The organism is Eubacterium sp. 3_1_31 (assembly GCF_964249515.1).
In the GTDB taxonomy this organism is placed as follows: Bacteria; Bacillota_I; Bacilli_A; order Erysipelotrichales; family Erysipelotrichaceae; genus Longicatena; species Longicatena caecimuris.
Genome location: NZ_CAXUBY010000009.1, coordinates 42,152 through 67,974, shown reverse-complemented (window position 1 = coordinate 67,974; position 25,823 = coordinate 42,152). Strand labels below are relative to the sequence as shown.

Here is a 25,823-nt window from a genome sequence, read left to right as displayed (position 1 = left end):
TCCTCTCTTATCTTTTATAGGTTGGGTAATGTTTTCATTTCCGCATGGATATGTTTCCCCTCAATTTCAACGATAGCATAACCGGCACCATTCATCCCAAAACTAAGCGAGCCTGGATTGATCAGGGTAACACCTTCATATTCCACACAACACTGCTCATGCGTATGACCGAAAAACAGCGTATCACAGCCCTGCCGTTTTGTATAATCAGACAATTTTTCATATAGGCGCCGCATGCATTCTTCCATCATTTCTTCACCGCTGAGATGTTGCATATGTAAAAGCTCTTGTACGGTTTCTTCATCAAAACGATTTCCATGCATACATAGCACTTTCCGTTCTCCTAATGTAAAACGCAATTCCATGGGCAGACTGGTATGACGGTCATGATTGCCTCTGACAATATGAAACTGCTCTAGATACGACAAGGCAAAGCCCACATCTCCCATATGAAAATAGCCATCCATAAGAGGATATTGCAATATCAGATTACGAGTCTTTTCTAATTGTCCATGCGTATCACTTATCAGCAGGTATTTCATAACGTTTCCTCCTACCGAACTCTTCTTTTATTATAAACTGTTTTAGAGAAAGTTCCTATCCTAAATTGTTCGATTTACAAAGAATTTACAAAAAACAAAACGGTGATAGGTAAGAAAATCCGTATCCGATAAAGACGCATCCTGTATATTGATTGCACGGTCCATATCTGCGATTTTCACCTAGATATTCCAATTATTTCCTCACCTTATATTGATAGGAAAGTTTATGATTATCTACTTCCTATGATAAAATAAGACAAGCAAAAAAAGCTATCCAGATAGGACATATAATAAGAGGAGATGTAATCTTATTTCCGTTATAATGAATAGGAAAGGAGTCTACCCATGGATTGGAATACAAAATTACAAGATATTATAGATTATGTTGAAAACCATTTACAACGCGACCAAGAACCTATCAAGCAAGAGGAAATTGCCCAATTAGCTGGATGTTCCATAGGTTTTTTTCAAAAAGTATTTTCCTATATGTACGGTATTAGTTTTGCCGAATATGTTCGATCAAGAAAATTAACCTTAGCTGGCTATGATTTGAAAAGTACAAACTTAAGAGTCATCGATATAAGTTATCGCTATGGATACGATTCTCCTACTTCTTTTACAAAAGCTTTTCAGCAATTTCATGGAATTACACCGACACAAGCAAGAAACATTGATGCCCAATTACGTGTTATCCCTAAGATGCAGATAGCTTTGAAGCAACGCTATACTTGGTCAATAAAACAAAAACCGGGGTTTCGTCTGCTCGGTAAGAAGATGCACTATAGAAAAGGGGAACAATATACAAAAATTCCTGCTTTTTGGAGCGAATGTCAACGAGATGGAACGTTTTCTCAATTGATAACGATGGATCAAGGTACACCACAAGGCGTATTTGGTTTATATCCTTATGAGAATTTTAACTCCGATAGGCAAAACTATTCTCTCATGGTTATTTCAGATGACGCTCTGCCCAAAGGCTATTACGAAATATCCATACCCGCAACCACCTGGGCTATTTTTGATTGTCAAGGTCCTGTACCACAAGCCATGCAAAATGGTTGGAAATATTTACACGAAGAATGGATCATGAAATATCCATTTCAACACGCAGCCTGTCCAGAACTAGAATGGTACAGCAACGCTAATGCCTATGACAGTAATTATAGTAGTCAGATCTGGATTCCCATTATTCATAAACACTAGAAGGAGAAAAACATGAAAACCGCATTTCACATAGAAGAAAAACAAAGCATACGTGTCGTAGGCTATTTCCTGGAAACAACAAATCAAAAGGGCGAAGCAAGAAAAGCCATTCCTGCATTCTGGTCTGCCATTCAAAAAGATCATCTGGATAAGAATTTACTTGCGATGGCAAAGGATAGTACACAAGGTCTTTTCGGTATTCATATTTATCAAAGTGACCCTTATGATTCTCGTAAATTTACCTATATGATTGCTGTTGCAAGTGATCATGCTGTACAGGGGGATCTTTTTGCATATACCATTCCTGCAAGGACATGGGCAATCTTTCCCTGTACGAAAAAGACAATAGGAAAAACAGAAGCACAGGCAATTACAAAATGGCTGCCAAAGTCAAAATATAAACCTTTAAATAAAGGCTATATCACAGGAAGAATGAAAGCAGGAGCTCCAGATATAGAATATTATCATGCCGATGGCAACGTTGAGGTATGGATCGCCGTACAAGAAAAGAAAGGAGTGTAAATCTTATGAAAAAAAACATTGATTTCTCAGAATTTATGACAGCTGTATCGCAAGAAAACCATGCATTTATAGTAAATTTGCATCAAGAGCTTCTTCATCAGGGGTATAGGATACATATTAAAGAAGCCAGAAGTGGCTATGTCGCTGCTTATGTATTGCATAATAAGACAATTGCAAATTATATCTTCAGAAAAAAAGGGATGTTGATAAGGATTTATGGCGCTCATGTAAATGAATATGAAGCAGTTTTAGACACCTTGCCCTTGGAAATGCAGGAAGCCATTTCACATGCACCTGTTTGTAAACGTTTGCTTGATCCACATGCATGTAATCCGAAATGTTCTATGGGATACTCTTTTTTTATGAAGCATGCGTATCATCAGAAATGTCGCAACGGTGCTTTTATGTTTTTGCTTCACCCAGATTATCATCCATATATTCAATCGCTTGTATTACATGAAGCAGAGGCATATAGAAAGGAACTTATGTTGTCCCAGTGATAAGTATGTAATGCACAATTCTTTATTAGAATAGTGACAAGATGAATCATGACACATACAGACATAAAAAAACTTCAAACCTTACGTCTGAAGTAGTCTGTTCCATTGGTGCGGGCGACAGGACTTGAACCTGCACGCGCGAAGCACTAGATCCTAAGTCTAGCGTGTCTGCCAATTTCACCACGCCCGCATTGCTTAAATATGATAGCATATTTTTATTTGCTTGGCAAATACTTTTTTAGAAACTAGTTTTTTCTTGGATCGTATCATGTTCATTTTATCCTTCTATCACGTTATCTGATTATTTAATGGCTGTTATGAATGCCCACTGCAATTTCATCCTCTCTTTCATAGACAGGCTTCCCTTTTAATTGCTTTTTATAGTTCCAGCAAGCTATGGCATCCTGTAAACGGCCATTTTTATGATCAGCAAAATAAGCACGTATATACGCATTATACGCAAATTGCTCGCCAATCTTTGAATCCTGCGTTGACTTATCTTGTAAAAGCTGGTGATATGCTGCGATAGCATCGGCATAAGTCTTTCCCGCATGATGTTTCAACCATTTCTGAAAGGTAACACAAAAGGTAAATGACGATCCTATATGTTGTTTAAAAAAAGTCCGATGTTTCTCACTGCAAATAATATTAGGTTCAATAAGCGTCGTCAAATAAAGATCTTCGTGGATGGCTTTTTTTATTACCCGTTTGCTTGGCTGTAAACAACAACCAGTCTCTAAGAAATAAGCAATCCGTTTCGTCAATTCTTGTTTATTGCCTGATGTAGGAAGTCCAAGTTCCTTACAAAAAGCCACTAACTCCTCTTTTAAATAATAGTAGGAAGAAAAGGTTTCGGCATTCATAAATTTGCTGAGCTCAGGTTTTTCCATACGCCTATCTTATCCTTGTTTATCTAGGGCATTTGCTAGATCCTGCATATAAGTTTCCTGTTGTTTTTGTAGAAAGCCTTTTATAAATGGTTTCATATAAAATTTTTTCACCCTTACTTCTTCTGTAAATATCACTTGTGTCCCAGCATCTGTATCATAAAGACAACCTTCCCAAGAGCCACTCATATTCTTATTCTCAATAGAAAACGCATATACCCGATAAGGTTCTTTCTTAGTAATGGTAAAGGTGGTTGTGATACCATCCAAAGATCTTTCTTGAAACTTTTGATCATCCAAAACTTTTATTTCACTTATATCACTGCGCCAAGCATACGTGTCCAATGACGTCATCAAATTCCATACTTGTTGTATGGGATATGGAAATACTTTTTTTATTGTTGAAACAGTCATAATAAACATTCCTCCTTTATTTTCTTAAACGACGATTCGCCTTACCATAAATATCTGCATATGCAGACGTTGCACAATGTGATATACATATTTTAACAGTAAAAATCGCCATTTCAGCTTCTTTATTACCAGAAATTGTCCTTTGCTAACGTCAATCATCGTTCCCTGTTTGTTTAACCATCCACATATGAAAAGCGAATAGGTTATTTTATTGTATCATAATCACAAAGCAACACAATATAAAGTACAATATGCTTGTTGGTTTTTATCTTTTATCACACTACCTTTTTGATAGGATACCCTATTTTTTTAATTATGATATCACTGTAAGCTATCCGTACACATAAAAAATTGGTTATTATTTCATGTCTTAACTTATGCTTTATAAGTTTTCACATTCCATCGATAGACATCTTACCTATATATTATACAATGTCATATAGGACAACATCCTGTCATATTAACCATGATTTTATCAAAGGTTCATCATCCTATGAATTTTTTACTTTTTGTTTTGTTCATAGAAAAGATATAATATTTACATGATGATGACTTCGCAACATCTATACCATGAATGAGAAAACGAGGATGCGGCTATGACAACTGGCATAGCAGAATTAGATTAGATATGGCATTAAATAGTATGCATATGTATTTTTGAAGTGATTCGCAGCAATTAATATACACTTATTTTGCTAACAGTGAAGCCTTTTTGGGCATTAAAGCAGAATCAATTTAACAGGATATTGCCTCTTACAGTACAATGCCTGTTGACGCATTTGAAAAGCAGTTTCAAATTATTCTGATGACCGTGCCATAATGGATATAGCTTTTCGAATATTTATTGAAGCTATTCTGCTTCTTATGTAAATAAAGCTTTATATCCGGTGGAGAAATAAAAAGCTTTTATCGCTAATTTCATGCTTTTAAAGATACCCCATTAGTTACAACTTTTTGCGTTCTTTGCCAATTGGGTACGGATACTATCGCATTTATAAATGATATATACTAAAATTAACCATACACGAGGTAAAGGATATTTCATCTTATATATTCAGAAACTATTATAAAGAATTATGTGAAGAAAAATCATAAATAATAAACTTGCGATAGGTTTAGATATGACTGTTTCTGAATAGCTTGATATTCAAAAATGAACGTATCAGCATTTGATGGTGCATAGCAGTATATAAATTTTTAAATCATATATTTAAAATATTGTAACATTGTTATGAGTTATTTTATTGTAACAATGCTTTTTTGTGTCTAACTTGAAAAAGTTAATAGTAAATCAAGAGATCGTGAAGCAAATTTTAAATGACCGTTGACATTAGTACGGATTCGTACTAATATATAAAGGTACGAATCCGTACTATAAAAAGGAGGCTATTATGCAAATTCGAGAACAAATCAAATTAGTCAATATTGCTCTAAGTGGAACATTAGATTTATATAGGATATGGGCTAAAAAACATCAATTAAATTATAATGCTCTAGTCATCTTATATACTCTAAATGATTATAAAAAATGCACACAAAAACAAATCTGTGAATGGTGGGCTTTACCAAAACAGACTGTACATGGTATTTTATTGGACTTTGAAAAAAAAGGATATATCACTATTACAGCCAGTACTAAAAATAAAAGAGAAAGACTCATTGCATTTACTGAAAACGGTGAGATATTCGCTTCTTCTATTTTGAATAGATTATACCAAATGGAAGAAAACGCCATGCATAAGTTAGGAGAAGAAAAAAGAAAACAACTTATTGAGAGCAATACAAAATACTATGAATTACTAAAGGAGGAAATAGAAAATGGATAAAACATTGGCTAAAAATTTTAACTTTGCTTCATTACTATCATTTGCCATACCAAACGTAATTATGATGATAAGTCTATCCATGTACATTATCATAGATGGCATGTTTGTTTCTCGTTTGATTGGAACTACTGCATTATCAGCAGTTAATATGCTTTATCCTGCTATCTGTTGCGAAATGGCCATTGCCATTATGATTGCAACTGGAGGTAGTGCTATTGTTGCAAGAAAGATGGGCGAGGGAAAACAGAAAGAAGCACAAAATAATTTGAGTTTTCTTATCGTCGTCGAGTTATTAATAGGGATTTCTATTGCTATATTGGGAAATTTATTTACTTCAAATATCGTTTCATTTTTAGGTGCCAGTTCAACACAAGCTCCATTATCAATTACTTATGCAGAAATTATATTTACATTTGCACCAGCATTTTTTCTACAAACTGCTTTTCAGACCTTCTTTGTAACTGCTGGAAAACCATCATTAGGATTGGTTGTTACAATATTAGCAGGGATAACAAACATAGTACTGGATTACGTTTTTATGGCACCATTAAATATGGGAATTGCAGGTGCGGCAGCTGCAACAGGAATCGGCTACTGCATTCCTACTATTGTCGGTATACATTTTTTCTTGACTGCTAAGCATAATGCGCTGTATTTTGTCCGACCTAAATTTGATAGCAGAGTACTATTGCAGTCTTGTACAAACGGCTCATCAGAAATGATAACAAACTTAGCAAATGCAGCTACTACATTTTTATTTAACTATACTCTATTACAGTTTTACGGAGAAAATGGTGTTGCCTCTATAACGATTATTTTATATTTTCAATATATTTTTACAGCGCTCTATTTTGGCTACGCTAATGGTATCGCACCAATTCTGAGTTATAAGTTTGGAAATGATGATAAAATGCAATTGAAATGTATCTTTAAAAACAGTATCTTGTTTCTAATCATTAGTTCAATAGTAGCAAACATATTAATGCATATATTCTTGACAAGAGCATTAACTATTTTCACTGTTGCAAATAGTGATGTTTATAACATAACATTGCATGGGTTCAATATTTACTCTCTAGCATTTACTATTATGGGATTAGGTATTTTCTCATCTTCTATGTTTACAGCTTTTTCTGATGGTAAAACATCGGCGATTATATCATTTTCCAGAACATTTATTTTCATCATAGGTGCTATTCTTATTCTCCCAAAGATATTTGGCGAGATTGGTGTTTGGATAGCTGTTCCAATAGCAGAGATATTAGGATTCATCATAGCTCTTTTTTATCTAGTTATGAATAGAAAAAAGTTTTCTTATATTTAAAAGATCTTAAATTGAAAAAATTGTTTTAATCGTTGTTATAGTTCTTATCAATTCCCCTCAGTAATAAGATAAATGGGGCAGCCATGATTATGGCGGTGATACTGTTCACAATGATGAAGATTTTATGACTTCATGTAGCTTTAAAATTTCGGACAATGAGAGCGTTAAACTAGTAGACTACTAGATAGCTGATAGAATATGATGATTATCTTATGAGCTGTGCTCACCCGTCAATTTATAAAATTAAGTATTAACGTCATCATTTTTACACATGAGTATATCGTTTCTCAGTTTATTGAAAGCAGAAGTGAAAACTTCTTATTTTCTGCTCATACCTTTGATGACAAAATACCCCTTTAGATTTCTCAATCCCCCTAAAATCATACAAATGAATTTTCAGCATGGTAAATAAATATTAAATATAAATGAACAGAGACAGTGATATGAATTTAATTTTTCTATTTGAAAAGAAAGTATTAAAATCATGAATAATCCATGTACTCAATGATATAAACTTCCTTATACTTGTTCCAATATTAGATATAAATGGTAATACATTGACTTATTTTATTCAGTTTTTGCAATCATAAAGTTTTCCGGTAGCTCTTCATCTTCCTGTAACACACCTTCATCGCATAGGATAACGTCAAAACGACTAAAGTCAGTAAAACTGCAAAAACCTTTGATTTTAGTTTTACTGGAATCAATAAGCAAATAAGATTGTTGAGCAAGCTGCATGGCTTGCTTTTTTACTGCCAGTGTATCCATTTCTGCTGTATAAACCTTATGACGCAATAAGTCAATACCGGCACAGCCAATAAACGCAAAATCAAAGTTAAAGCGTTGCAAAGTTTCTAACGCTATGGGGCCCACTGCCATCTTATATTCCGGTATTAGTCTACCGCCTATTGCGAATAATTCAGCCACATCACTGTCAAAATGCTCTTGAATCAAGGTACTATGAGTAACGATTTTAATCTTTTTCGTTTGCAAATATGAAAGCATTGGAAAAATACTGGTACCTCCATCCAAAAAAACACAATCCCCATCCTTGATGAATTCTGCTGCTTGCTTACAAACGCGGTTTTTTTGTTCAAAATGCAGCTGTAAGCGATCGAGCATACGGCTTTCATCATTCTTTGACAGGATATCCGTTTTCGGATTTTTTTTGGCTCCGCCATGTATTCGTATCAATAAGCCTTGCTTTTCCATTTCTTCTAAATCTCGACGTATCGTCACCTCACTCACAGCTAATTCCTGTGACAGATGCCGAACATTCACACACCCTTTGGCATTGAGCTTAGTCAGGATGTAATCATTTCTTTCATGTGCCAGCATGTACTTCACCTCAATATCTTGTTTCATTATACTATAAATTTGTTCTTTTGCGTATCCAACGCGAAGAAATAACACACAATGGATAAAAATAAAAGGAAAGTCTTACGCGTTCATCCATCTGATTTTAGCAAGACTTTCCTAGATTGCTAACAAGTTATTTGATTTTCCGTGCGAGCAATAATGGCTTCTTGTGCTTGTGGCATCAAAGAGATGAATTGTGCACAATATCCGGCTACACGTACGATTAAATCGCTATGCTTTTGCGGATGTTTCTGCGCATCACGCAAGGTTTGGCTGTCAATGACATTAAACTGATTATGATAAATGCCTTTGCGTGCAGATACATACAGAAAGTCAACAAACTTCTTTAAATTTTCATCTCCCTGCAATGCCGCAGGTGCAAAACGCATATTTAACAATTGCCCGGCAGCCACCATATGATTTGGCAATTTTGCTACCGAATTAATAACCGCAGTAGGTCCTTGGGTATCACTTCCCTGTGTTGGTGAACACCCTTCATTTAAAGGAGTCCCGGCATAACGCCCATCCGGAGTTGCCCCTACCACAAACCCATTTGGTACATAAGAGGTGATATTACTAGTAGACATCGTATAACAGCTTACCTTTGGCCCTTTTCCTTTACGCAGCGTTTCATAATCAGACAATAAAGCAAGATAAGAATAGAAAACATCCGCTACGATCTTATCAACCTCATCCTGATCATTGCCAAATTTAGCAGCCTTTTTAACAAGCTTATGAATCTTACGACTTGCTTCTGTTTGCCAATTATCATGCATGGCGGCAAGTAATTCTTTCATGGTAAATCGTTTATCTTCAAAGACCAACTTTTTTATTGCATAAAGTGAATTTCCAACGACACTGGGTCCAATATTAGATTGTGATATCACATCATAGCGGCATCCGCCTTCTTTTAAAGTCTTCCCTAATTTTAAGGAATCTTGAATCAGACAGCTAGCAAAAGGATCGGCATCATAAACAGCTAATGAAGCATCACAGATAGCATCACATTGTACACTGATGTCGGAATAAAACTTTAAATAGGTCTTCCAAGCCTGCCACAGCTCTTCATAATTTTGGAAATCGACAAAGGCTTCCTCACTTGCTGTATATGGCAACATACGGATACCACTTGCTGGATCATAGCCATTGTGCAACATGATTTCTAACACTTTTCCCCAGTTAACATAGGTCATGCCCGTAGCTCGATGGCCATATTTACCAGGTACACCGGTTTCCACGCAACCAATCGGACAATAATCCAAGGCATCTTCTTTAGGAATGCCCAAAGAAAGCAGACCGGCCACTGCTGTTTCATCATGAAACATACTCGGCATGCCACAGCCGGTGCGAATAAGCTTAGCGCATGCCTCAACAAAAGAACGTGGAGAATCCTTATGGTAACGTGCCGAAAAATTAGGTTCTGCCAGAGAGCATAAATGCATCGCCTCGATACATAAATAGGATAATGTGTTTGTGCCATCTTTTCCATTCGGCATAAGACCACCCACAACCAGATTGGAATAGAGTGGATATCCTTGTGAAAACCGTGTATGGCCATATGGACGTACCTTATTACAAGAGGAATTCATAAGAAACATATGCGTGATGATTTCTAATGCATTTTCCTTTGTTAAGATTCCTTTCTTTATATCCTGCTCATATAAGTCCAGCATATATTGATCAAAACGTCCATAACAGAAAGAATGTCCATTGCTCTCGATCATTTGCCAGATATGAATCAGATAGACGATTTCACAACCTTCATGAAAACTACGTGCTCCCTGTTCTAACATGGTTGCGGCCATATCACTTAATTCTCGATATTCCATCTGTTTCGCAATATCTTTACATGTTTTGGCCTTTTCCTTAAAATAGATCGCAAATCGCTTACAGTATTGCAAAGCTGCCTCTAAAACTAGAATGACTGCCTCATAGTAAGCTTTTGAAGAAGCACTGATGTCATCTTTTTGCAATGCTGTTTGTGCCTGTTGAATGAAATAGCGAAAACCATAACGTAAAACCATGGCATGATCAGGTACGATATGTCCATCCCCACTCATGGAGATACCACCACGATGCAATACTCCCTGTTTCTCTGCCAAACGGATATCATCACTTATATGACGGTTTACTTCATCTTCATGGGTATGGGACAACCAAAAAGGCGCGATGTCTTTGATGTCCTGCTTTACCTGTTCACTGATGGTAAATACATCACCATCGCGCTGAGCAAAGCTGTCTAATTCATCTAACACCCACTGTATGGAATATTCAGGATAAATCGGAGCGGCAAAATTGCACGATGCCATATTTCCAAAGATCAAAGAATCCTCTTCTGCATAAATACTCATATGTGTAAGGGTATAAGCAAATGCCTGCGCTTTGCGCAAAATATAAGGTTCTCCTTCATTGTTCTGAAATACTTGTGTATACAGTTTTGCCCGCTCACTGCAAATGGAAGCCTTACGTTTTTCCATCTTATTGCGCAAACGCTTTATACGTGCTCGATCAAAACGTTGTTCCTGTAGTGGCTCTATCAGCCAATCTTCCTTCATTGCTCTCACCTTCTTTAATAATTATAACATCCATATACGAAAGACAGAAAGCACAACACTCTCTGTCTATCATTTTCTTATTTTTTATCCAATCCTAAAACTACCGGTACAGAACGATAGCCCACGCCCATACGATCAATGCCCATATCAATGAGTTGTAAGAAGTGTTCTCTTGTACGAATACAGCCACTTCCCTTCACCTTACATTTTCCATTAACTTCTTCCATCATGACTTTAATGATTTCACAAGTTGCCCCATGTGCCTCATATCCAGTTAAAAAACCGGTACTCGTTTTTACAAAATCAACACCTGCTTCTATGCAGCATTTACAAGTCTTTCTAACCTGTTCTTCATTTAAAGCATCGGTTTCAAAAATGACTTTTAATGCTCTTCCATAGGAATGTGCTAATTCGGCACATGCTTTTAAATCCGCTGTAACAGCATCATATTTTCCACTGCGAATATGCCCGAAATTAGCGACAACATCAATTTCCTTTACGGTGTCATATCGAGCAACAATTTCAATTTGTTTTAATTTAGATTCAGTAGAACTTGTGCCAAAAGGAAAATCACATACAGGACAAAGCATCGTATCGCTGCCCTTTACGATAGGTTCACATAAATCCATATATCCCGGGTTGATGCAGATGGTTGCACAGCCAAGTTCCACACCATCTTTTGTCAGAGCGATGATTTCTTCTTCCGTAAACTCTGGTTTCAATACCGAATAATCAATATAGGCTGCTAATTCTTTTACTGTCATTTCATTTGCTTTTTTGTTTGGTTTCATATGTTATTTCTAGAGAATCGTACATTCTCCTTCCTCCTTACTTGTATAATAGAACATTTCCAATCATTTGTAAAGCACTTTTTGTTGTTTTATTTACGTTTTTATGTTCGATTGCTTTCGTTTTTAGCATTTCTTGATATTTTCCCTTACCCTCTTCATCAGCCTCTTTCTTTTCTATTCCACATAAGATACATGTTATTCACAAAATTGTCATAAATTTATGATTAAATACACGAGAAAAAACAATATGGTGTATAATAAGGATAATAAACGCTTGTTCACCTAGGAGGTAGGACATTATGAAAAACATAAAAAAATTAGGGGCAATCCTATTGAGTACCTTATTCCTAATGAGTAGCTGTAGCTCTAACAGCAATCACGGTTTATCTGCTGATCAGCCTGTCACTTTACGTTTATGGCACTATTACAGCGGTTCACAAAAAGAAGCTTTCGATGATCTTGTTGAAGAATTTAATACAACCGTCGGAAAAGAAAAAGGCATTATTGTGGATGCTATCGGAAAAGGAAGCATCAGCAATATCGCAAATGATGTGAATAAGTTATTAAAAAATAAGGAGGAGACGGAAAAACTGCCTAACATGTTTGCCGCCTATCAGGATACCGCACAGATGGCTATGAATGAACATAAATTGGTATCTATGGAAACTTACCTTAGCGAAAAAGAAATTCACACATATGTAGATGGATTTTTAAAAGATGGTCGCTATGTTGGCAGCGATGAAACCATGCTGTTTCCAATCGCTAAGGCCAGTGAGGTCATGATTATCAATAAAGAAGAATGGGATCGTTTTGCTAGCGCCACTCATGTGAGTAAGGCGGATCTTTCCACATGGGAAGGCTTAGCTAAAACAGCGGAATTGTATTATGAGTATAGCAATGGCAAAGCCTTTTTTGCCCGTGATGCTTTGGCAAATTATCTCATTTGTGGGGCACATCAGCTACAAGATGATATCTTTCAAGAAAAGGATGGGAAAGTAGCTTTTGCCATCAGTGATAAAACATTGCGTCGTCTCTGGGATAATTATTACATTCCTTTTATAAAAGGATACTATGTAAAAAACGGACGTTTTGCCAGTGATGATATTAAAACAAAAGATGTGATTGCTACCGTTTCTTCAACGGCTGGAGGAACCTTTTATCCCAACGAAGTCATTGATGAACATGGGGATAAACAAAAAGTGAGTTATCTGGTATTGCCAACACCACATTTTGAAAATGCCCAAAATGCGGTCATATCGCAAGGTGGTGGCATAGCCATAACAAAAGCAGATGAAACAAGCGAATATGCCTGCATCGTCTTCTTACAATGGTTTACGGAAACAAAGCGTAATATTACATTTTCTGCAGCATCCAGTTATCTGCCTGTTAAAAAAGAGGCAAACACCTATCAAACATGGGAAACGACCTTGAAGAAACATAATATGAACCCTAACAACTTATTAAAGGATATTGTTAAGACAACGATGGATGAGGTCAATGATCAAAAACTGTATGCAGCAAATTCCTTTGATGGTTCTTATGAAGCACGCAGCTATTTGGAAAAAGCTGCTAATATGAAAGCCATTGAAGATCAAAAAGCTATTCAGAAAGCAATACAAGCAGGTAAGAGCCAAGAAGAAGCCATGGCTTATTATCTATCAGATGAAAACTTTGCCAAATGGGTACAGCAATGCCGTAAAGATATGGAAGCTCTATTACAAGGGGATAAGGCACAATGAAGCAACGGCATGTGCATTCATTATTTCAACGCCTGTTATTAACTCTGATCATTTTGGTCTTGCTCATATCCTCGATTTTCTTTATCTCCCTTCTTAACAGCAGTGCCTTGCAAGATTTAAAGGCCAGCAGTTTTAACCTGTTTGATCAGCGTGTCATGTATCGCAGTGACGCCATTCAAAAAAACTTAAATGAACGCTGTTTAGATACAGATGATGTAGCCATGATCATCTCTGCTACACATCCACTTTATGAGCATAGAAAAACATTAACATCGCCTTACTTAAATGAAGATATTTTAAATCGGCTGCATAGCTTAACCAAAACCAAAAAAATCAACGGCATTTACCTTATTTTAGACAAAGAGGTTTTTCACAGTAAAGAATATCCAGCCTTTTATCTGCAAGATGCTTCCCCCGAAGAATCTTTCAATGATAAAACAGATATTACGGCCAAGTATGGTGATGCTGCCTTATTAAAACAAAATGACTTTATCTTAGATCAGAATTGGAAACCCTCCCTTACGATGAAGGAAGACGAGGATACATTCGATTTTTACTTTAAGCCAAAAAAAGCTGCGGAAGAAAACCCTCAGCTGAACATGTTGAACTGTGGCTATTGGAGCACTAGTTCACATATGGCTGACTCCCCTACTCCCTTCCTTAGTTACAACATTCCTTTATTCAATCAGGATCATCAGGTTTATGGTGTACTGGGTATCGACCTTTCCGTTGAGTATCTAAAGAACTATCTGCCCTATGAAGAATTAAATGATCATAGTAAAAAAGCCTTCCTTTTGGCCAATCGAGAAAGCGATGATGCCTATCATATCATCCTATCGAATGGACCAGCCTACAGTGCTTATTTGAAATACGATACATCCATCGTATTAACGGATGCCCCTTATGGGAAACGCATCAGTGCTCCGGCACTCAGTGATGATACCCTTGCTTGTGCTCATCAGCTAAAGCTTTATTCATCCTTTAGCCCATTTCAAGATACCCTTTGGTATTTAATCGGTGTTGGTTCTGAAGATGAAATCTTTTATTCAACAAAACAAATTCATCAGCTTTTGCTATATGCCTGTATCACCGCTTTAATCATTGCGACACTGGTAGCTTTATATGGCAGTATGCTGTTTACGAAACCGATTCGCGCTTTAGCCACAAGACTTCGGCAAACACCGGTAACAACCAATAAGATTGAACTGCCGAAAACCCATATCAAGGAAATTGATGAATTAAGTGCTTCCATTGAAGATCTAAGTTATCATTTGCATGGTGCAGAAACTCGCTTATCCTATGTCCTACACACAATCGATATCCCAATTGGAGCTATTGAGATATATAATGAACGTAAAGTTTTCTGTACAGAAAAAGTAGGAACATTGTTGGGATTTCGTGATCCTTCAAAAATGGAATACACGTTTAAAGCTTTCATGGAAGAAATACAGCTTTTATGTTTAAAAAATCATCTCTAGTGAAAAACAGATAAATACAGAACATAGGACCAGTGACATCTATCTGATACATGTTACAAATTCCGCAGAACAAACATGTTGGCTGCGTTTCCTCATCAATCGTGTCGAAGGAAATCGTGTGATTGTCGTCAGCGATGTGACTTTGGAAATACAAGAAAAAGAACATCTGATGTATGAACGTGATCATGATGTGCTGACCCAACTATTGAATCGCAGAGCTTTCCGTGTCCATTGTGAAGCAATACTGAAACAAGCTGATTTGAAAACCTGCGCCATGGTATTATGGGATCTTGACAATTTAAAACTTGTTAATGATACCTACGGTCATGATGCCGGTGACCATTTGATTTGTGCACTTGCAGATGTACTACAAAAGGAACGCGGACCTAACTGTATCGCAGCTCGTATGGCTGGTGATGAATTCCTCTTATTCTATCACCATTTTGAAAATGAAGAAGCCATTTTGAAACATATCCGTCATATTCATGAAGTTGTTAATGAAACGGAAATGCATTTCGGCAATGACGATATTACCCGTGTAAAAGTATCTGCCGGCATTTCTTGGATGCCAAAAGATGCTATGGATTTTGATACCTTGATAAAACATGCAGATTTTGCAATGTATGAGGTAAAAAACACACAAAAAGGAAATATCCGTACCTTTAGTGAAGAACATTATCTTCACAACAACTTAATATTTGATGGCCGTCAGGAACTGATGAATATCTTAGAAGAGCAACGTGTCAGCTATGCTTTCCAGCCAATTGTTGATGCCAAAACTGGTGCTGTACTAGGTTTTGAAGCCCTTATGCGTCCTAATAGTGATATTCTAAAAACACCATCCGATGTCATGCAAGTCGCCAAAACACAAAAACAATTGCACCGTGTGGAGTATATGACCTGGACACAATCTTTATCCCATTTCAGTCAACAGGTAGCGATTGATAAACAATGGAAATTATTCATTAATAGTATCCCTAGTATACCGATGCTTGACGAAATTAAACAATACCTAGAAGAACACTATCATGAATATCTTTCCAAAATTGTTATTGAATTATTGGAAAGCGAAGAAATCGAACATTCCTATATGCTAAGCAAACAAGACTTCTGTCGCCGCTGGCATGCCCAAACAGCTTTAGATGACTTTGGCAGTGGCTATAGCAGTGATCACCGCTTATTCAACGCACAAGCAGACTATGTCAAGATCGATATGGAATTCATTACAAATATCGCCCACGATAAAGGACGCCAAATGCTTGTAAAAAGCGTTGTCAGCTTTGCTCACAGCCATGATATCAAGGTAATTGCAGAAGGCGTTGAAACACATGAGGATCTGGTATATCTGATACAGCACGATATCGATTATCTTCAAGGATATTATATTGCAAAACCTGCTTATGCTATTAAAGATATTGAAGAAAGCAAACAGCAAGAAATCCGCGCTATTTATAAAGAGATATAGAAGAATCGAAAAGCGATTCTTCTTTTCTTATGTCTTCCTCAAGATGCCCTATGATGGCGTAAAGGAAAATCCTATGCAAACAAACTTTGACATAATTTCACAAAATCTTTTTAGCACTCTAGTGTTGACAGTGCTAAAACAAGTGCTATAATATAAGCGAAGATAAGGTAAGACCTTATCGGGTAGTGTTTCATAAATATGAAAACAAAAAAAGAGGCGATGTATATGAAACGGCTGCCAGGATTATTCAATGACTCATTCGATGAAGTGTTTAAAGATCCTTTCTTTTCTCGCAATATGGAGTATATGAAAACCGATATTCGTGAGAAAGATAACACCTATATCTTGGAAGTAGAACTTCCTGGATATCAAAAAGAAGATATTCATATGGAATTACAAAATGGATATCTCAGCATTCAAGCTGCCCATCATCAGGTAAAGGAAGATAAAGATGATAAGGGTAATCTGATTCGTCAGGAACGCTATAGCGGGACATGCAAGAGAAGCTTTTATGTCGGTGATAACCTGATGGAAAGTGATATCCATGCCAGCTTCCAAAACGGTGAATTAACAATTACATTCCCTAAGGAGGCTCCTGAAAAGGTCGAAGAATCACGTTTCATCCCAATTGAGTAACGTATAAAAAAGGAAGGTGTATCGTATGATGAAATTATTACCAGGTTTATTTAGTGATGCATTTGATGACATGTTTTATGATCGCAGTAATATGAAAACCGATATCCGCATGAAGGATGGCAATTATGTATTGGATATGGAATTGCCTGGATATCAGAAAGAAAACATTCAGATGGAACTTAAGGAAGGCTATTTAACCATCCATGCATCCCGCAATACAACAAATGAAGAAAAGGATGCCAAAGGCAATCTGATTCGCCAGGAACGTTTCTCAGGCTCTTGTTCAAGAAGTTTCTATGTCGGCGAAGGCATTACGCAGGAGGATATTAAAGCAAGCTTTGATAACGGAGAGTTGCATGTGCTGATTCCGAAAGAAGCGCCTAAGAAGGTCGAAGAAAAACGTTTCATTCCAATTGATTAACTATGCTAAACAGGGTATTGAAAACCCTGTTTTCTTTTTATCAATGAACAAATTGATAGAAATATATGCTATACTAATACCATGAGGTGAAAAATTTTTATGAAATCATGGACAAAGGATGCAGTGTTTTATCATATCTATCCACTAGGTTTTTGTGGATGTGAGCAGTTCCATCAAGAGCAACAAACAAGTCGTATTTTAAAAATTAAAGAATGGATTCCCCATTTACAAAAAATGCATATCAATGCCTTATATTTAGGGCCTGTATTTGAAAGTTATGAACATGGTTATGATACAAGTGATTATCGCAAAGTAGACAATCGGTTAGGCAGCAATGCTGATTTTCGGGAAGTTTGTGATGCTTTGCATAAAGCCGGCATTCGCATCGTATTAGATGGCGTTTTCAATCATGTAGGGCGTTATTTTTGGGCATTTCGTGATGTTATGGAAAAGCGTGAACAATCCCCTTACTGCAATTGGTTCCATAATCTAAACTTTCAATGGGATAACCCCATGCATGATGGATTTACCTATGATACATGGGAAGGACATTACAATTTAGTTAAATTGAATTTACAAAATGAAGAAGTTGTTCAGTATTTATTAGAAAGTATTGCGATGTGGATGGATGATTTCCACATTGATGGTTTGCGCTTAGATGCTGCAGATTGTATTGACCCTGCCTTCTTTCGACGCTTAAAACAATTTTGTGAAGAACATAATCCTGATTTTTGGTTAATGGGTGAGATTATCCATGGTGATTATAACCGTTGGGCAAATCCGGATATGTTAGATTCAGTAACCAACTATGAATGTTATAAAGGTTTGTATTCTTCACACAACGAAAAGAATTATTTTGAAATTGCTTATTCCTTAAACCGTCAGTTTGGTGGTAATGGAGGTATTTATAAGGATCTAGTTCTATATGATTTTGTGGATAATCATGATGTAAATCGTTTAGCTAGTACGGTAAAGGAAGAACGTGATCTGGCAAATATTTATACCATGTTATATGCAATGCCGGGGATTCCATCAATTTATTATGGTAGTGAATATGGCATCAAAGGCACAAAACATGATGGCAGTGATGCCGATATCCGCCCTTGTTTAACTTTGACAGAGCTTGCGACAGAAAATACGGCATTATTTTCTCATATCTGCAAACTGGGAAAAGCTTATGACGCTTTACCGGCCTTAAAGCATGGCGATTATCAGCAAGTTATCGTACGCAATCAACAGTTTGTCTTCGCTCGTAAAACGACTGAACAATGCGTATATGCAATTTTCAATGTCAGTGATGAAAGTGCTGATATTGATTTTCCAGTACAATCTGCACATTTATATGACATGTTAAATGAAAAAGCCTACAATTGCTTGGAACATCATTTTATCATTTCGATGCCTGCTAAAAGCTCCATGCTGCTGGTGGAGAAGGAAGATGTAGCAGCTGTTTCTTCAACACCAAGTGATAAAGCAGTAACCTTGCACAACACAGAAACACAAAATGAAACTACGACGAAAAAGAATGCATCAGTGCAGGACGCAACAGCTGTACCAAAAGCTCCGCTTCCAAAAGCAGATGGTTATCCAGAAGAAGATGCTTCACAGCTTGCCATAACAACACCTTCTATTCCTCTTGGCGTTTATCAACACTACAAAGGAAAACGTTATGCTTTATTATATATTGCAAAACATTCAGAAAATGAAGAAGCTTACGCGGTTTATCGACAGCTGTATGGCGATGGTAAGGTATGGGTAAGACCATTGCGTATGTTTGTTGAAGAGATTGAAGTTGATGGTGAGAAAACACCTCGTTTTACGTATCTTAAACCCTAGTAAAAAAAAGTCCAAGCGGACTTTTTTTTATACATTATCATTTTTCATACTTTATCATATTAAATTATGCAAGATAGATGCCATACAATAACTTCTTATGACAAACCTTTGTCCATCTACCAAATACTCTAGATGATAGCTTTTTTAAATTCTGGATTATTTCATAATGACTTATTTACCATGTGCTGCAATAAGCTGCAAGGTTGTTTGAATACAAACATCCTCTTTCGTGCTGACTTCATTAACGGTCGTTGACTTAACGTGCACATCCGGCTGTGTCTTGATCTCATCGTTGATATTTCCATCTTCATCTACACCTAAGCATATAGCCATACGTATCACTATGCCGCTGTTAGGCAATGCAAATAATACAGGATCACTTCCAATACCATCTCCGCCACTCACTCCTCCAACAATCGTTGCTGCTTTGCTTTGTTTTAGAAAGTTAGCCAGCATTTCACTAGAAGAGTACACATTTTCATCAATCAACAGATAGATTGGTTTCTTAAAACGAATGCTATCTTTCGCTGGTACCACCTTCATATCACCTACAATGCCATGTGAGAATTGAGAAAATTCTGATTTTGGGAAGCGGATGTTTGGAAGTTTCATATCCGTAATACGTTCTCCTTCAATCATGTTGGCATATTCCCCATCTTTCAAGAAGACATAAGAAGTTACCGTGATTGTTTTATCCACGATCTTTGGCAATAACATTTCAGACCAATATAGCGAGTTCCCTCCACCATTGCCCCGGATATCCAAGATCAATGCCTTTGCGGATTGATTTGCTTTTAAAAAGGAGGCGAGCATTTCTTCATCTTTTTTACTCGTTTCCAGAGATAACATTTTAGGAATGCGGATATACATAACCTGTCCATCTAATAGAAGTGCTTTTGCATTTACCGTAACATTCTCATCCGTTGCTGCATTTGGTAAAACATAATCACAGAACTGCTTCTCATCAAAGCCATAGTGTTCATAAACAGCTTTTGTTTTCAACTTTTTTATCATCTGATAACGATAATCCCTAGGTTGTTTCGCAAAACTTTGTTCATATAGTTTCATGGTATACATCAGCGATTGTGTATCTTGTATGTGCTGTGTATGACCATTGTGTAATTTTTCCAATACACCATCAATAATATTCTCAAAATCATTCATAGATGTACAACTTTCCACCTTATCACGTGCTGCTTTTTTTGCCTTCTCCCATTGCAAATTAGACAAACGTTCACTCATTTCTAAAAATGGATAATTTTCTTCAATGGTTTTGATGAAATAATCAAAATCCTTCAGATATTTTTGTTCGTTAGTACGGGAACAACTGCTTATGAATAGTACCAAAAGTAGTGATATCATCATGATTTTACGCATACACTTCTATCCCCTTTCAACCTGTTTTTCTTTTATCTTCATAAGTACTTTATTTTTAAGCTCTCTGATACATTCATAGGATAATGGCATAGCTGCCTTAATCTCTTCGACAAAGGAAGTTGGGAAATAGGCTGCCGTTTGTAAAACTGACAACAACATCATTTCGCGGCAATTTTTGATAATAAAGCGGCAAACTTGCTCATCCTGAATGTGTGTGAAAACGACCTTTTCAAGGAAAACCCATAGTTTTTCCAATAAGGCTTTGCGTTCTGCCTTATTACATATAGTAGCTAAGGTATGATGGTGATGCTGATCATCTTCTACAACATCTTGTAAATCATCTGCTACCTGTAAAGTAAAGCCAAACAGCATACAAAACTCCTGTTGCACATCACTTAAATGCCCATCGATTAAATAACCATCCGCTAAGACGCTAGTACCACCTTTCCAAATGGAAATTTCAAGTACGTCCTTCTCAGGTATCGTTTGCTGTTGACGCAAAGATTGTTGCTGTCCCTCTTGGATCAAATATAGGCTTTGATACACATCTTGATAACTTGATGGTGCATACTGATGTTCTATTTTTTCCACCAATTGATGCATCTTATTGGCATACGGATGTGCAAAAGCTTCTGTATGATGATGCAGTCGCCGCATGAACCAGTGATTAAAAGCCTTCTTTTCTTCCTTATCCATAAGGGTATCGTCTAACACATTATCAGAATATGGATACAGCATACTATAACCAAACATGGCTTGATGATATTGTATGGGTTTTTGAAAAGCAACTTCTAACATCCAAATGATCCACATATTGCGTAGTGCCTGAAATACCTCTTCAGCGTGAAGATTTTCATCAAAAGCTTTCGCATCATCAATAAATTTTTGGGTGCAAGTTTCAAATTGCTGCTGATCTTGTTTAGACATCCAAGAGATATCAAGGAATGCAGGAAGCAATGCTTTAATTTCCTGCACATCCTCTGTCATATGACTAAGCTGTTCCTGTAGTTTTGCTTCATTATGTTTTCTTTCCGTTTCATCATATGGTGGAAAAGAAAGTGGCTTTCCAGAAGTTTGCTTCCAAAACAACTTTGTGCTTTCGCATAGTGTCTGAATATCACGCATGATCAAAAGCGATTTCCACACTGCCAGCCTGGCAGTCAATATCTAGTTGATTTTTCGCATCATTACGTACACTGATTTCATTCGATAATCCACTATAGTCTTGCTCTCCAAGTTCAACAGAGCCCACTTCATTTTTTATCTGATACCCATACTGATTCTCTTTATCTTGTAAGTACAGATTTACACTACCGGCCTGACAATCAATTTTCGTTTTACCGCGTAAATCACCGGAAACATCAATACTTCCTGCCTGTACATCAAATTCGCTGTGCTCACTCACCATTTCTTTCATATCTATGCTGCCCGCCTGCGCTGACAGTTCCATTTTACGTGAAACTTGTACCTTTTGCATTTCTACTTCTGTAGCGTCACCATCTACTATCAGATCTTTTAAACGCAGACCTTGAACCGTTAAATGACCTGTGGAAGCATCAATTTCTAACTTTTTCAATAAGTCCTCTTTTTTCAATGTGATATCCAAACGTGCTTTATGTAGAAAATGTTTATTTTTCACATCTACTTTCATGGTATTTGTACTCCTAGAAACACTAACCTGATTTTCATAAATATTGGAAAAACGCAAGCTGTTGTTATCACCCACACGTATCGTTGTGTTCACGGCTGCTACGTTTAATTCTAACTTGTCTACATCATCAAAAGTTTGTGAGAATGTTTTCGTTTTTGAAATGTCTTCAGCGACCTCTTCAAGGTGAATACCAAAGCTACCATGAAAGGGCCACCAAGGAGCTGTTTGGTTATCAACTCGTAAATAGGCAATATCCCCATTTTGCACAATTCCCATGCCAATGCAGAAAGCACCGATGATGACACAAATTATGGAAATGATTAAAGTTACTTTTATCCCATTATGCTTTTTCATAATGCTTTCCCTCCTTTGCTTTGTGATAAAGGTTTGTTACAAGTCGCATGAATGCCGGCAACAAAGTACGAATCAACCAGATAAATAATAAGAGCAGCAAGATTCCCAATCCGATACATAACAAACCTCCGCCAATGGCAATCAATGCATTGCCTGGTGTTTCTAAATGATAAAATCCATTAACAAGTAAGGGAAAGCCTGTAAATGCAATCGCTCCTACGGATGCAAGACCGGCGATAGCAAAGGCTCCTATTGTTATAAATAGAGCAAATATCACTGCAACCAATGCCAACAGCAAAGGCAATGCGATGGGTAATGCACAGATACCAAGAATAATTGCAATAATGCTTTTTAGAGAAGATTTCTTGGTTGTATTTTGGTCATTTGCAAATGTCGTGTTATGACGTCGTATTTCTGCATCAGCTCTTATCTGTGCCGCAAATTTGTAAGGTGAACCAAGATCGGCTATGACCTGTTGCTCATTCCCTTCACCTGCATCATCAAAATATTCTTCACAATAAGATAATGCATCTTCTATTTCATCTTGTGATAATCCCTTTAAACGAACCCGAAGTTCTTCTAGATATTGTTGTTTACTCATCACAAACGCCTCCCTCTAAAATGTCTGTAATTTTACTGGAAAATTGTTTCCATTCCTCTACATATTCCTCATATTTGACTCTTCCTGTTTCTGTTAAACGATAATATCGTCTATTTCTGCCCATATGCTGCTGGTCATATGTCTCTAAATACCCATCTCGCATCAATCGACGCAAAACCGGATATAGTGTAGATTCACTCACGCTCATCACTACTTTTACTTCCTGGGTAAGCCGATATCCATATGTGTCTTCTTTATGCAAGGTCGCTAAAACACAAGCATCCAGCAATGCTGATCCAAGCTGAAATGTCATATACATCACCTTTCTTCCACAATATTATACATCGTATAGTATTATAATTCAATATATATTATATTTTAATTAATTAAATATGTAAAAACGCATAACATATAAAAATGCAGAGCTATTAATCATAAGCCATCTACTCTTATGAAAGAAACATTGTTGATGTAAAAACCTTAGTATACTCTTAAAATAAATGCGCATTTTTAAAGATTACCATAAGTAAGTAAAAAGTGTATTAAGCTCCATCTGATAAATAGTCTGGCGGATATTAATTTTTTACAAAAAGTTCTTGACGCTTAAAACCTATTTTGTTATAATTACGTGGCAACAGTTAAATGGCGCGTTGGAGAAACGGTTAACTCACATGCCTTTCACGCATGCACTCACGGGTTCGAATCCCGTACGCGTCACCAGTTAAATATATAAGGTAAGTTCAAGTGAACTTACCTTTTTTCAATAAGCGGGATGAGAAACACGTTACGGCTGTTTGGGCATGTGAGTTTTGATAAGTACATAAAAAAGACTGTTGTTTTTGATCAACAGTCCTTTATGCTCAACTATTTATTAATAATATCCATGATATTCTGATAATATGTGTAGCGTCCATCTACGTACTGTAAAGACTCATAAGCCAACGCTTTTGCTTTATTAAAGTCAATATCTTCATAAACAGATGCAAAGCGATAATAGATATAATCTTTGATTTGATTATCTCGTAAGATATAACCATAACATTCATCACCGTGCTGGAAATCACCATGCTTGATATATAAATCAGCAACATCCATCAAAATACGCAACTGATATTTTGTAAATAAATCATAATATTGAGATAATACGGCATATGCGAAATCTTCATAAAATTTCACATCGTCATACTGCCAATCTGGCAATATAGCATATGCCAAATCAAAGAAGTGTGCAACAAATGCATCAACATCTGCACCAATCAATTCGCTGACAATCGCTGAATCCCCTATATTCTTGCGCTGACCAATCATTAGCAATTTTTCACAAATCTTAAATTCCTTCAGATATTCAGCAGCATTTACTTCAGCATCTTCACTGATTGTAGTCTTAACCGCTGTATTCATATCCTTCTTAATATCTTTATAATCCATTGCTTTAATGTCCATAGTATCAGCCACCTTACCTAAAGTTACAGCCACTAAGTCGGTATCATAACCATCTTTTTCGTAAGCAAAGTCTGCATTCTTTAAGTTATTTCCCTCAATGATATCTTTCTCTAGTTTCTTAATGTCAGCCTCATCCATCAAGAAACGTGCATAATCTTCATACACATGCTGTACACCCATGGCTTGCATACGCTGGATGCATTCTTCTAAAGACAACACTTCATAGACAGCGGTTTTTTCCTTCTTTGTTGGTTTTTTGGCAGCTTTCTTAGCAGCTGGCTTCTTTTCATTAACTGTCTCCGTTTTTTTCACAGCCGATTTTTTTTCTTCTTTCGCTTCTACTTTTTTCGTTTCCGCTTTCTTTGTACTCTTCTTAACCGGTGTTTCTTCTTTTTTAGGTTCTTCCTTAACGCTCTTTTTAGTAGCAGGCGTTTCTTTCTTCGCCGCTTTGACCGTTTTGGTTTCTTCCTTTTTCACCGTTTTTGCACTCTTTGTTTCAGCTTTTGTACTCTTTGTTTCTGCTTTGGTTTCCTTTTTTACGGTTTTCTTAGGTTCTTCTTTCACAGTTAGTTTTTCTGGTTCCTTTGCTACCGTAATTTTTTCTGGTTCTTTTGCAGCTGTGATCTTTTTAGGTTCTTTTGCAGTCGTAAGTTTTTTAGCCTCTGGTTTTACGGCAATACTTTTAACTTCTTCGCTCTTTGTTTCTTTTTTAACAGTTTCAGCTTTTGCTGCAGCACTTTTCTTTGCTGTTGCTGTCATTTTCTTTTTACTGGTGTTTGCCATGTGTAATTCCCTCCCACATTTTCTTTTTATATATAAATACGAAAGTATACCGACGTTTACGAACGAATATGTATGATACACATTCCATTGTTATTATAGCATAGTTAAATGTCGTA

23 protein-coding genes and 2 tRNA genes are annotated in these 25,823 nt (G+C 36.6%); 12 read left to right on the top strand and 13 right to left on the bottom strand.

The window, feature by feature from the left end; all coding sequences use genetic code 11:
* Positions 1–14: 14 nt before the first annotated feature.
* Positions 15–542, bottom strand: a complete 528-nt coding sequence (locus tag ACESSZ_RS05680) for a metallophosphoesterase family protein (protein WP_008687507.1) — start codon at positions 540–542, stop codon at positions 15–17.
* 345 nt (positions 543–887) lie between these two features.
* Here ACESSZ_RS05680 and ACESSZ_RS05675 point away from each other — a divergent pair, with 345 nt between their 5' ends.
* From ACESSZ_RS05675 to ACESSZ_RS05665, 3 genes are read left to right on the top strand one after another with little or no spacing between them, the layout of a single operon-like run.
* Positions 888–1,745, top strand: a complete 858-nt coding sequence (locus ACESSZ_RS05675; protein ID WP_008687504.1) for an AraC family transcriptional regulator — start codon at positions 888–890, stop codon at positions 1,743–1,745.
* Positions 1,746–1,757: 12 nt separating this feature from the next.
* On the top strand, positions 1,758–2,267 hold the full coding sequence (locus ACESSZ_RS05670; RefSeq protein WP_008687503.1) for a GyrI-like domain-containing protein: 510 nt from the start codon (positions 1,758–1,760) through the stop codon (positions 2,265–2,267).
* 5 nt (positions 2,268–2,272) lie between these two features.
* The gene (locus ACESSZ_RS05665) at positions 2,273–2,767 is read left to right on the top strand and encodes a hypothetical protein (protein ID WP_008687499.1); all 495 of its coding nucleotides are present in this window, start codon (positions 2,273–2,275) and stop codon (positions 2,765–2,767) included.
* 106 nt (positions 2,768–2,873) lie between these two features.
* On the opposite strand, the gene ACESSZ_RS05660 is transcribed toward ACESSZ_RS05665, so the two are convergent.
* From ACESSZ_RS05660 to ACESSZ_RS05650, 3 genes are all read right to left on the bottom strand, one after another.
* Positions 2,874–2,957, bottom strand: a tRNA-Leu gene (locus ACESSZ_RS05660).
* 115 nt (positions 2,958–3,072) lie between these two features.
* Positions 3,073–3,657 carry a DUF6434 domain-containing protein gene (locus ACESSZ_RS05655; protein WP_008687497.1) on the bottom strand — a complete coding sequence of 195 codons (585 nt, stop codon included), beginning with the start codon at positions 3,655–3,657 and terminating at the stop codon, positions 3,073–3,075.
* Positions 3,658–3,666: 9 nt separating this feature from the next.
* Complete coding sequence (locus ACESSZ_RS05650; RefSeq protein WP_008687494.1) at positions 3,667–4,068, bottom strand: SRPBCC family protein; 402 nt, start codon at positions 4,066–4,068, stop codon at positions 3,667–3,669.
* Between the two features lie 1,391 nt (positions 4,069–5,459).
* Here ACESSZ_RS05650 and ACESSZ_RS05645 point away from each other — a divergent pair.
* Both ACESSZ_RS05645 and ACESSZ_RS05640 read left to right on the top strand, forming a co-directional pair.
* Positions 5,460–5,894, top strand: coding sequence for a MarR family winged helix-turn-helix transcriptional regulator (locus ACESSZ_RS05645; RefSeq protein WP_008687492.1), 435 nt, complete (start codon positions 5,460–5,462; stop codon positions 5,892–5,894).
* On the top strand, positions 5,887–7,218 hold the full coding sequence (locus ACESSZ_RS05640; protein WP_008687490.1) for an MATE family efflux transporter: 1,332 nt from the start codon (positions 5,887–5,889) through the stop codon (positions 7,216–7,218). The genes ACESSZ_RS05645 and ACESSZ_RS05640 overlap by 8 nt, the downstream gene beginning before the upstream one ends.
* Positions 7,219–7,785: 567 nt before the next feature.
* Here ACESSZ_RS05640 and ACESSZ_RS05635 read toward each other — a convergent pair.
* The 3 genes from ACESSZ_RS05635 to deoC all read right to left on the bottom strand — a co-directional run bounded on the left by ACESSZ_RS05635 (position 7,786) and on the right by deoC (position 11,923).
* The gene (locus ACESSZ_RS05635) at positions 7,786–8,556 is read right to left on the bottom strand and encodes a DeoR/GlpR family DNA-binding transcription regulator (protein ID WP_008687487.1); all 771 of its coding nucleotides are present in this window, start codon (positions 8,554–8,556) and stop codon (positions 7,786–7,788) included.
* Positions 8,557–8,702: 146 nt separating this feature from the next.
* Positions 8,703–11,132, bottom strand: coding sequence for a glycyl radical protein (locus tag ACESSZ_RS05630; RefSeq protein WP_008687485.1), 2,430 nt, complete (start codon positions 11,130–11,132; stop codon positions 8,703–8,705).
* A gap of 77 nt (positions 11,133–11,209) precedes the next feature.
* Positions 11,210–11,923: a deoxyribose-phosphate aldolase gene (gene deoC / locus ACESSZ_RS05625; protein ID WP_008979425.1), complete on the bottom strand. Its 714-nt coding sequence runs from the start codon at positions 11,921–11,923 to the stop codon at positions 11,210–11,212.
* A 299-nt stretch (positions 11,924–12,222) separates the two neighbouring features.
* Between deoC and ACESSZ_RS05620 the strand changes: the two genes are divergently transcribed.
* The 6 genes from ACESSZ_RS05620 to ACESSZ_RS05595 all read left to right on the top strand — a co-directional run bounded on the left by ACESSZ_RS05620 (position 12,223) and on the right by ACESSZ_RS05595 (position 19,498).
* Positions 12,223–13,662 (top strand): extracellular solute-binding protein, encoded by a 1,440-nt coding sequence (locus tag ACESSZ_RS05620; RefSeq protein ID WP_008687483.1) that lies wholly within the window; start codon positions 12,223–12,225, stop codon positions 13,660–13,662.
* Positions 13,659–15,140 (top strand): hypothetical protein, encoded by a 1,482-nt coding sequence (locus ACESSZ_RS05615; RefSeq protein ID WP_227151162.1) that lies wholly within the window; start codon positions 13,659–13,661, stop codon positions 15,138–15,140. The genes ACESSZ_RS05620 and ACESSZ_RS05615 overlap by 4 nt, the downstream gene beginning before the upstream one ends.
* Positions 15,141–15,258: 118 nt before the next feature.
* Positions 15,259–16,605, top strand: a complete 1,347-nt coding sequence (locus tag ACESSZ_RS05610) for an EAL domain-containing protein (protein ID WP_226897115.1) — start codon at positions 15,259–15,261, stop codon at positions 16,603–16,605.
* 225 nt (positions 16,606–16,830) lie between these two features.
* Positions 16,831–17,241: an Hsp20/alpha crystallin family protein gene (locus ACESSZ_RS05605; RefSeq protein ID WP_008687481.1), complete on the top strand. Its 411-nt coding sequence runs from the start codon at positions 16,831–16,833 to the stop codon at positions 17,239–17,241.
* A 25-nt stretch (positions 17,242–17,266) separates the two neighbouring features.
* Entirely contained in the window at positions 17,267–17,662 is a 396-nt protein-coding gene (locus ACESSZ_RS05600; RefSeq protein WP_008687480.1) for an Hsp20/alpha crystallin family protein, read from the top strand.
* 99 nt (positions 17,663–17,761) lie between these two features.
* Positions 17,762–19,498: a DUF1653 domain-containing protein gene (locus ACESSZ_RS05595; RefSeq protein WP_008687479.1), complete on the top strand. Its 1,737-nt coding sequence runs from the start codon at positions 17,762–17,764 to the stop codon at positions 19,496–19,498.
* Between the two features lie 171 nt (positions 19,499–19,669).
* Here the strand turns inward: ACESSZ_RS05595 and ACESSZ_RS05590 are convergent, their stop codons facing one another.
* The 5 genes from ACESSZ_RS05590 to ACESSZ_RS05570 are packed head-to-tail and all read right to left on the bottom strand — an operon-like array spanning position 19,670 to position 23,794.
* Positions 19,670–20,875: a S41 family peptidase gene (locus tag ACESSZ_RS05590; RefSeq protein WP_499842708.1), complete on the bottom strand. Its 1,206-nt coding sequence runs from the start codon at positions 20,873–20,875 to the stop codon at positions 19,670–19,672.
* 6 nt (positions 20,876–20,881) lie between these two features.
* Positions 20,882–22,006 (bottom strand): hypothetical protein, encoded by a 1,125-nt coding sequence (locus ACESSZ_RS05585; RefSeq protein ID WP_318250305.1) that lies wholly within the window; start codon positions 22,004–22,006, stop codon positions 20,882–20,884.
* On the bottom strand, positions 21,993–22,880 hold the full coding sequence (locus ACESSZ_RS05580) for a DUF4097 family beta strand repeat-containing protein (RefSeq protein WP_008687475.1): 888 nt from the start codon (positions 22,878–22,880) through the stop codon (positions 21,993–21,995). The genes ACESSZ_RS05585 and ACESSZ_RS05580 overlap by 14 nt, the downstream gene beginning before the upstream one ends.
* Positions 22,867–23,481 carry a DUF1700 domain-containing protein gene (locus tag ACESSZ_RS05575; RefSeq protein WP_008687474.1) on the bottom strand — a complete coding sequence of 205 codons (615 nt, stop codon included), beginning with the start codon at positions 23,479–23,481 and terminating at the stop codon, positions 22,867–22,869. The genes ACESSZ_RS05580 and ACESSZ_RS05575 overlap by 14 nt, the downstream gene beginning before the upstream one ends.
* Complete coding sequence (locus ACESSZ_RS05570; protein WP_008687473.1) at positions 23,474–23,794, bottom strand: PadR family transcriptional regulator; 321 nt, start codon at positions 23,792–23,794, stop codon at positions 23,474–23,476. The genes ACESSZ_RS05575 and ACESSZ_RS05570 overlap by 8 nt, the downstream gene beginning before the upstream one ends.
* A gap of 331 nt (positions 23,795–24,125) precedes the next feature.
* Between ACESSZ_RS05570 and ACESSZ_RS05565 the strand changes: the two genes are divergently transcribed.
* Positions 24,126–24,201, top strand: a tRNA-Glu gene (locus ACESSZ_RS05565).
* 144 nt (positions 24,202–24,345) lie between these two features.
* On the opposite strand, the gene ACESSZ_RS05560 is transcribed toward ACESSZ_RS05565, so the two are convergent.
* Positions 24,346–25,707: a hypothetical protein gene (locus ACESSZ_RS05560; RefSeq protein ID WP_008687472.1), complete on the bottom strand. Its 1,362-nt coding sequence runs from the start codon at positions 25,705–25,707 to the stop codon at positions 24,346–24,348.
* Between the last annotated feature and the right edge of the window lie 116 nt (positions 25,708–25,823).

Bases quoted from the DNA above. Each gene is read 5' to 3' on its own strand.
- ACESSZ_RS05605 (WP_008687481.1), top strand. From the start codon at position 16,831: ATGAAACGGCTGCCAGGATTATTCAATGACTCATTCGATGAAGTGTTT.
- ACESSZ_RS05675 (WP_008687504.1), top strand. From the start codon at position 888: ATGGATTGGAATACAAAATTACAAGATATTATAGATTATGTTGAAAAC.
- ACESSZ_RS05635 (WP_008687487.1), bottom strand. From the start codon at position 8,556: ATGCTGGCACATGAAAGAAATGATTACATCCTGACTAAGCTCAATGCC.
- ACESSZ_RS05575 (WP_008687474.1), bottom strand. From the start codon at position 23,481: ATGAGTAAACAACAATATCTAGAAGAACTTCGGGTTCGTTTAAAGGGA.
- ACESSZ_RS05650 (WP_008687494.1), bottom strand. From the start codon at position 4,068: ATGACTGTTTCAACAATAAAAAAAGTATTTCCATATCCCATACAACAA.
- ACESSZ_RS05665 (WP_008687499.1), top strand. From the start codon at position 2,273: ATGAAAAAAAACATTGATTTCTCAGAATTTATGACAGCTGTATCGCAA.
- ACESSZ_RS05640 (WP_008687490.1), top strand. From the start codon at position 5,887: ATGGATAAAACATTGGCTAAAAATTTTAACTTTGCTTCATTACTATCA.
- ACESSZ_RS05570 (WP_008687473.1), bottom strand. From the start codon at position 23,794: ATGACATTTCAGCTTGGATCAGCATTGCTGGATGCTTGTGTTTTAGCG.
- ACESSZ_RS05560 (WP_008687472.1), bottom strand. From the start codon at position 25,707: ATGGCAAACACCAGTAAAAAGAAAATGACAGCAACAGCAAAGAAAAGT.
- ACESSZ_RS05645 (WP_008687492.1), top strand. From the start codon at position 5,460: ATGCAAATTCGAGAACAAATCAAATTAGTCAATATTGCTCTAAGTGGA.
- deoC (WP_008979425.1), bottom strand. From the start codon at position 11,923: ATGAAACCAAACAAAAAAGCAAATGAAATGACAGTAAAAGAATTAGCA.
- ACESSZ_RS05630 (WP_008687485.1), bottom strand. From the start codon at position 11,132: ATGAAGGAAGATTGGCTGATAGAGCCACTACAGGAACAACGTTTTGAT.
- ACESSZ_RS05590 (WP_499842708.1), bottom strand. From the start codon at position 20,875: ATGCGTAAAATCATGATGATATCACTACTTTTGGTACTATTCATAAGC.
- ACESSZ_RS05620 (WP_008687483.1), top strand. From the start codon at position 12,223: ATGAAAAACATAAAAAAATTAGGGGCAATCCTATTGAGTACCTTATTC.
- ACESSZ_RS05655 (WP_008687497.1), bottom strand. From the start codon at position 3,657: ATGGAAAAACCTGAGCTCAGCAAATTTATGAATGCCGAAACCTTTTCT.
- ACESSZ_RS05595 (WP_008687479.1), top strand. From the start codon at position 17,762: ATGAAATCATGGACAAAGGATGCAGTGTTTTATCATATCTATCCACTA.
- ACESSZ_RS05670 (WP_008687503.1), top strand. From the start codon at position 1,758: ATGAAAACCGCATTTCACATAGAAGAAAAACAAAGCATACGTGTCGTA.
- ACESSZ_RS05680 (WP_008687507.1), bottom strand. From the start codon at position 542: ATGAAATACCTGCTGATAAGTGATACGCATGGACAATTAGAAAAGACT.
- ACESSZ_RS05600 (WP_008687480.1), top strand. From the start codon at position 17,267: ATGATGAAATTATTACCAGGTTTATTTAGTGATGCATTTGATGACATG.
- ACESSZ_RS05580 (WP_008687475.1), bottom strand. From the start codon at position 22,880: ATGAAAAAGCATAATGGGATAAAAGTAACTTTAATCATTTCCATAATT.
- ACESSZ_RS05615 (WP_227151162.1), top strand. From the start codon at position 13,659: ATGAAGCAACGGCATGTGCATTCATTATTTCAACGCCTGTTATTAACT.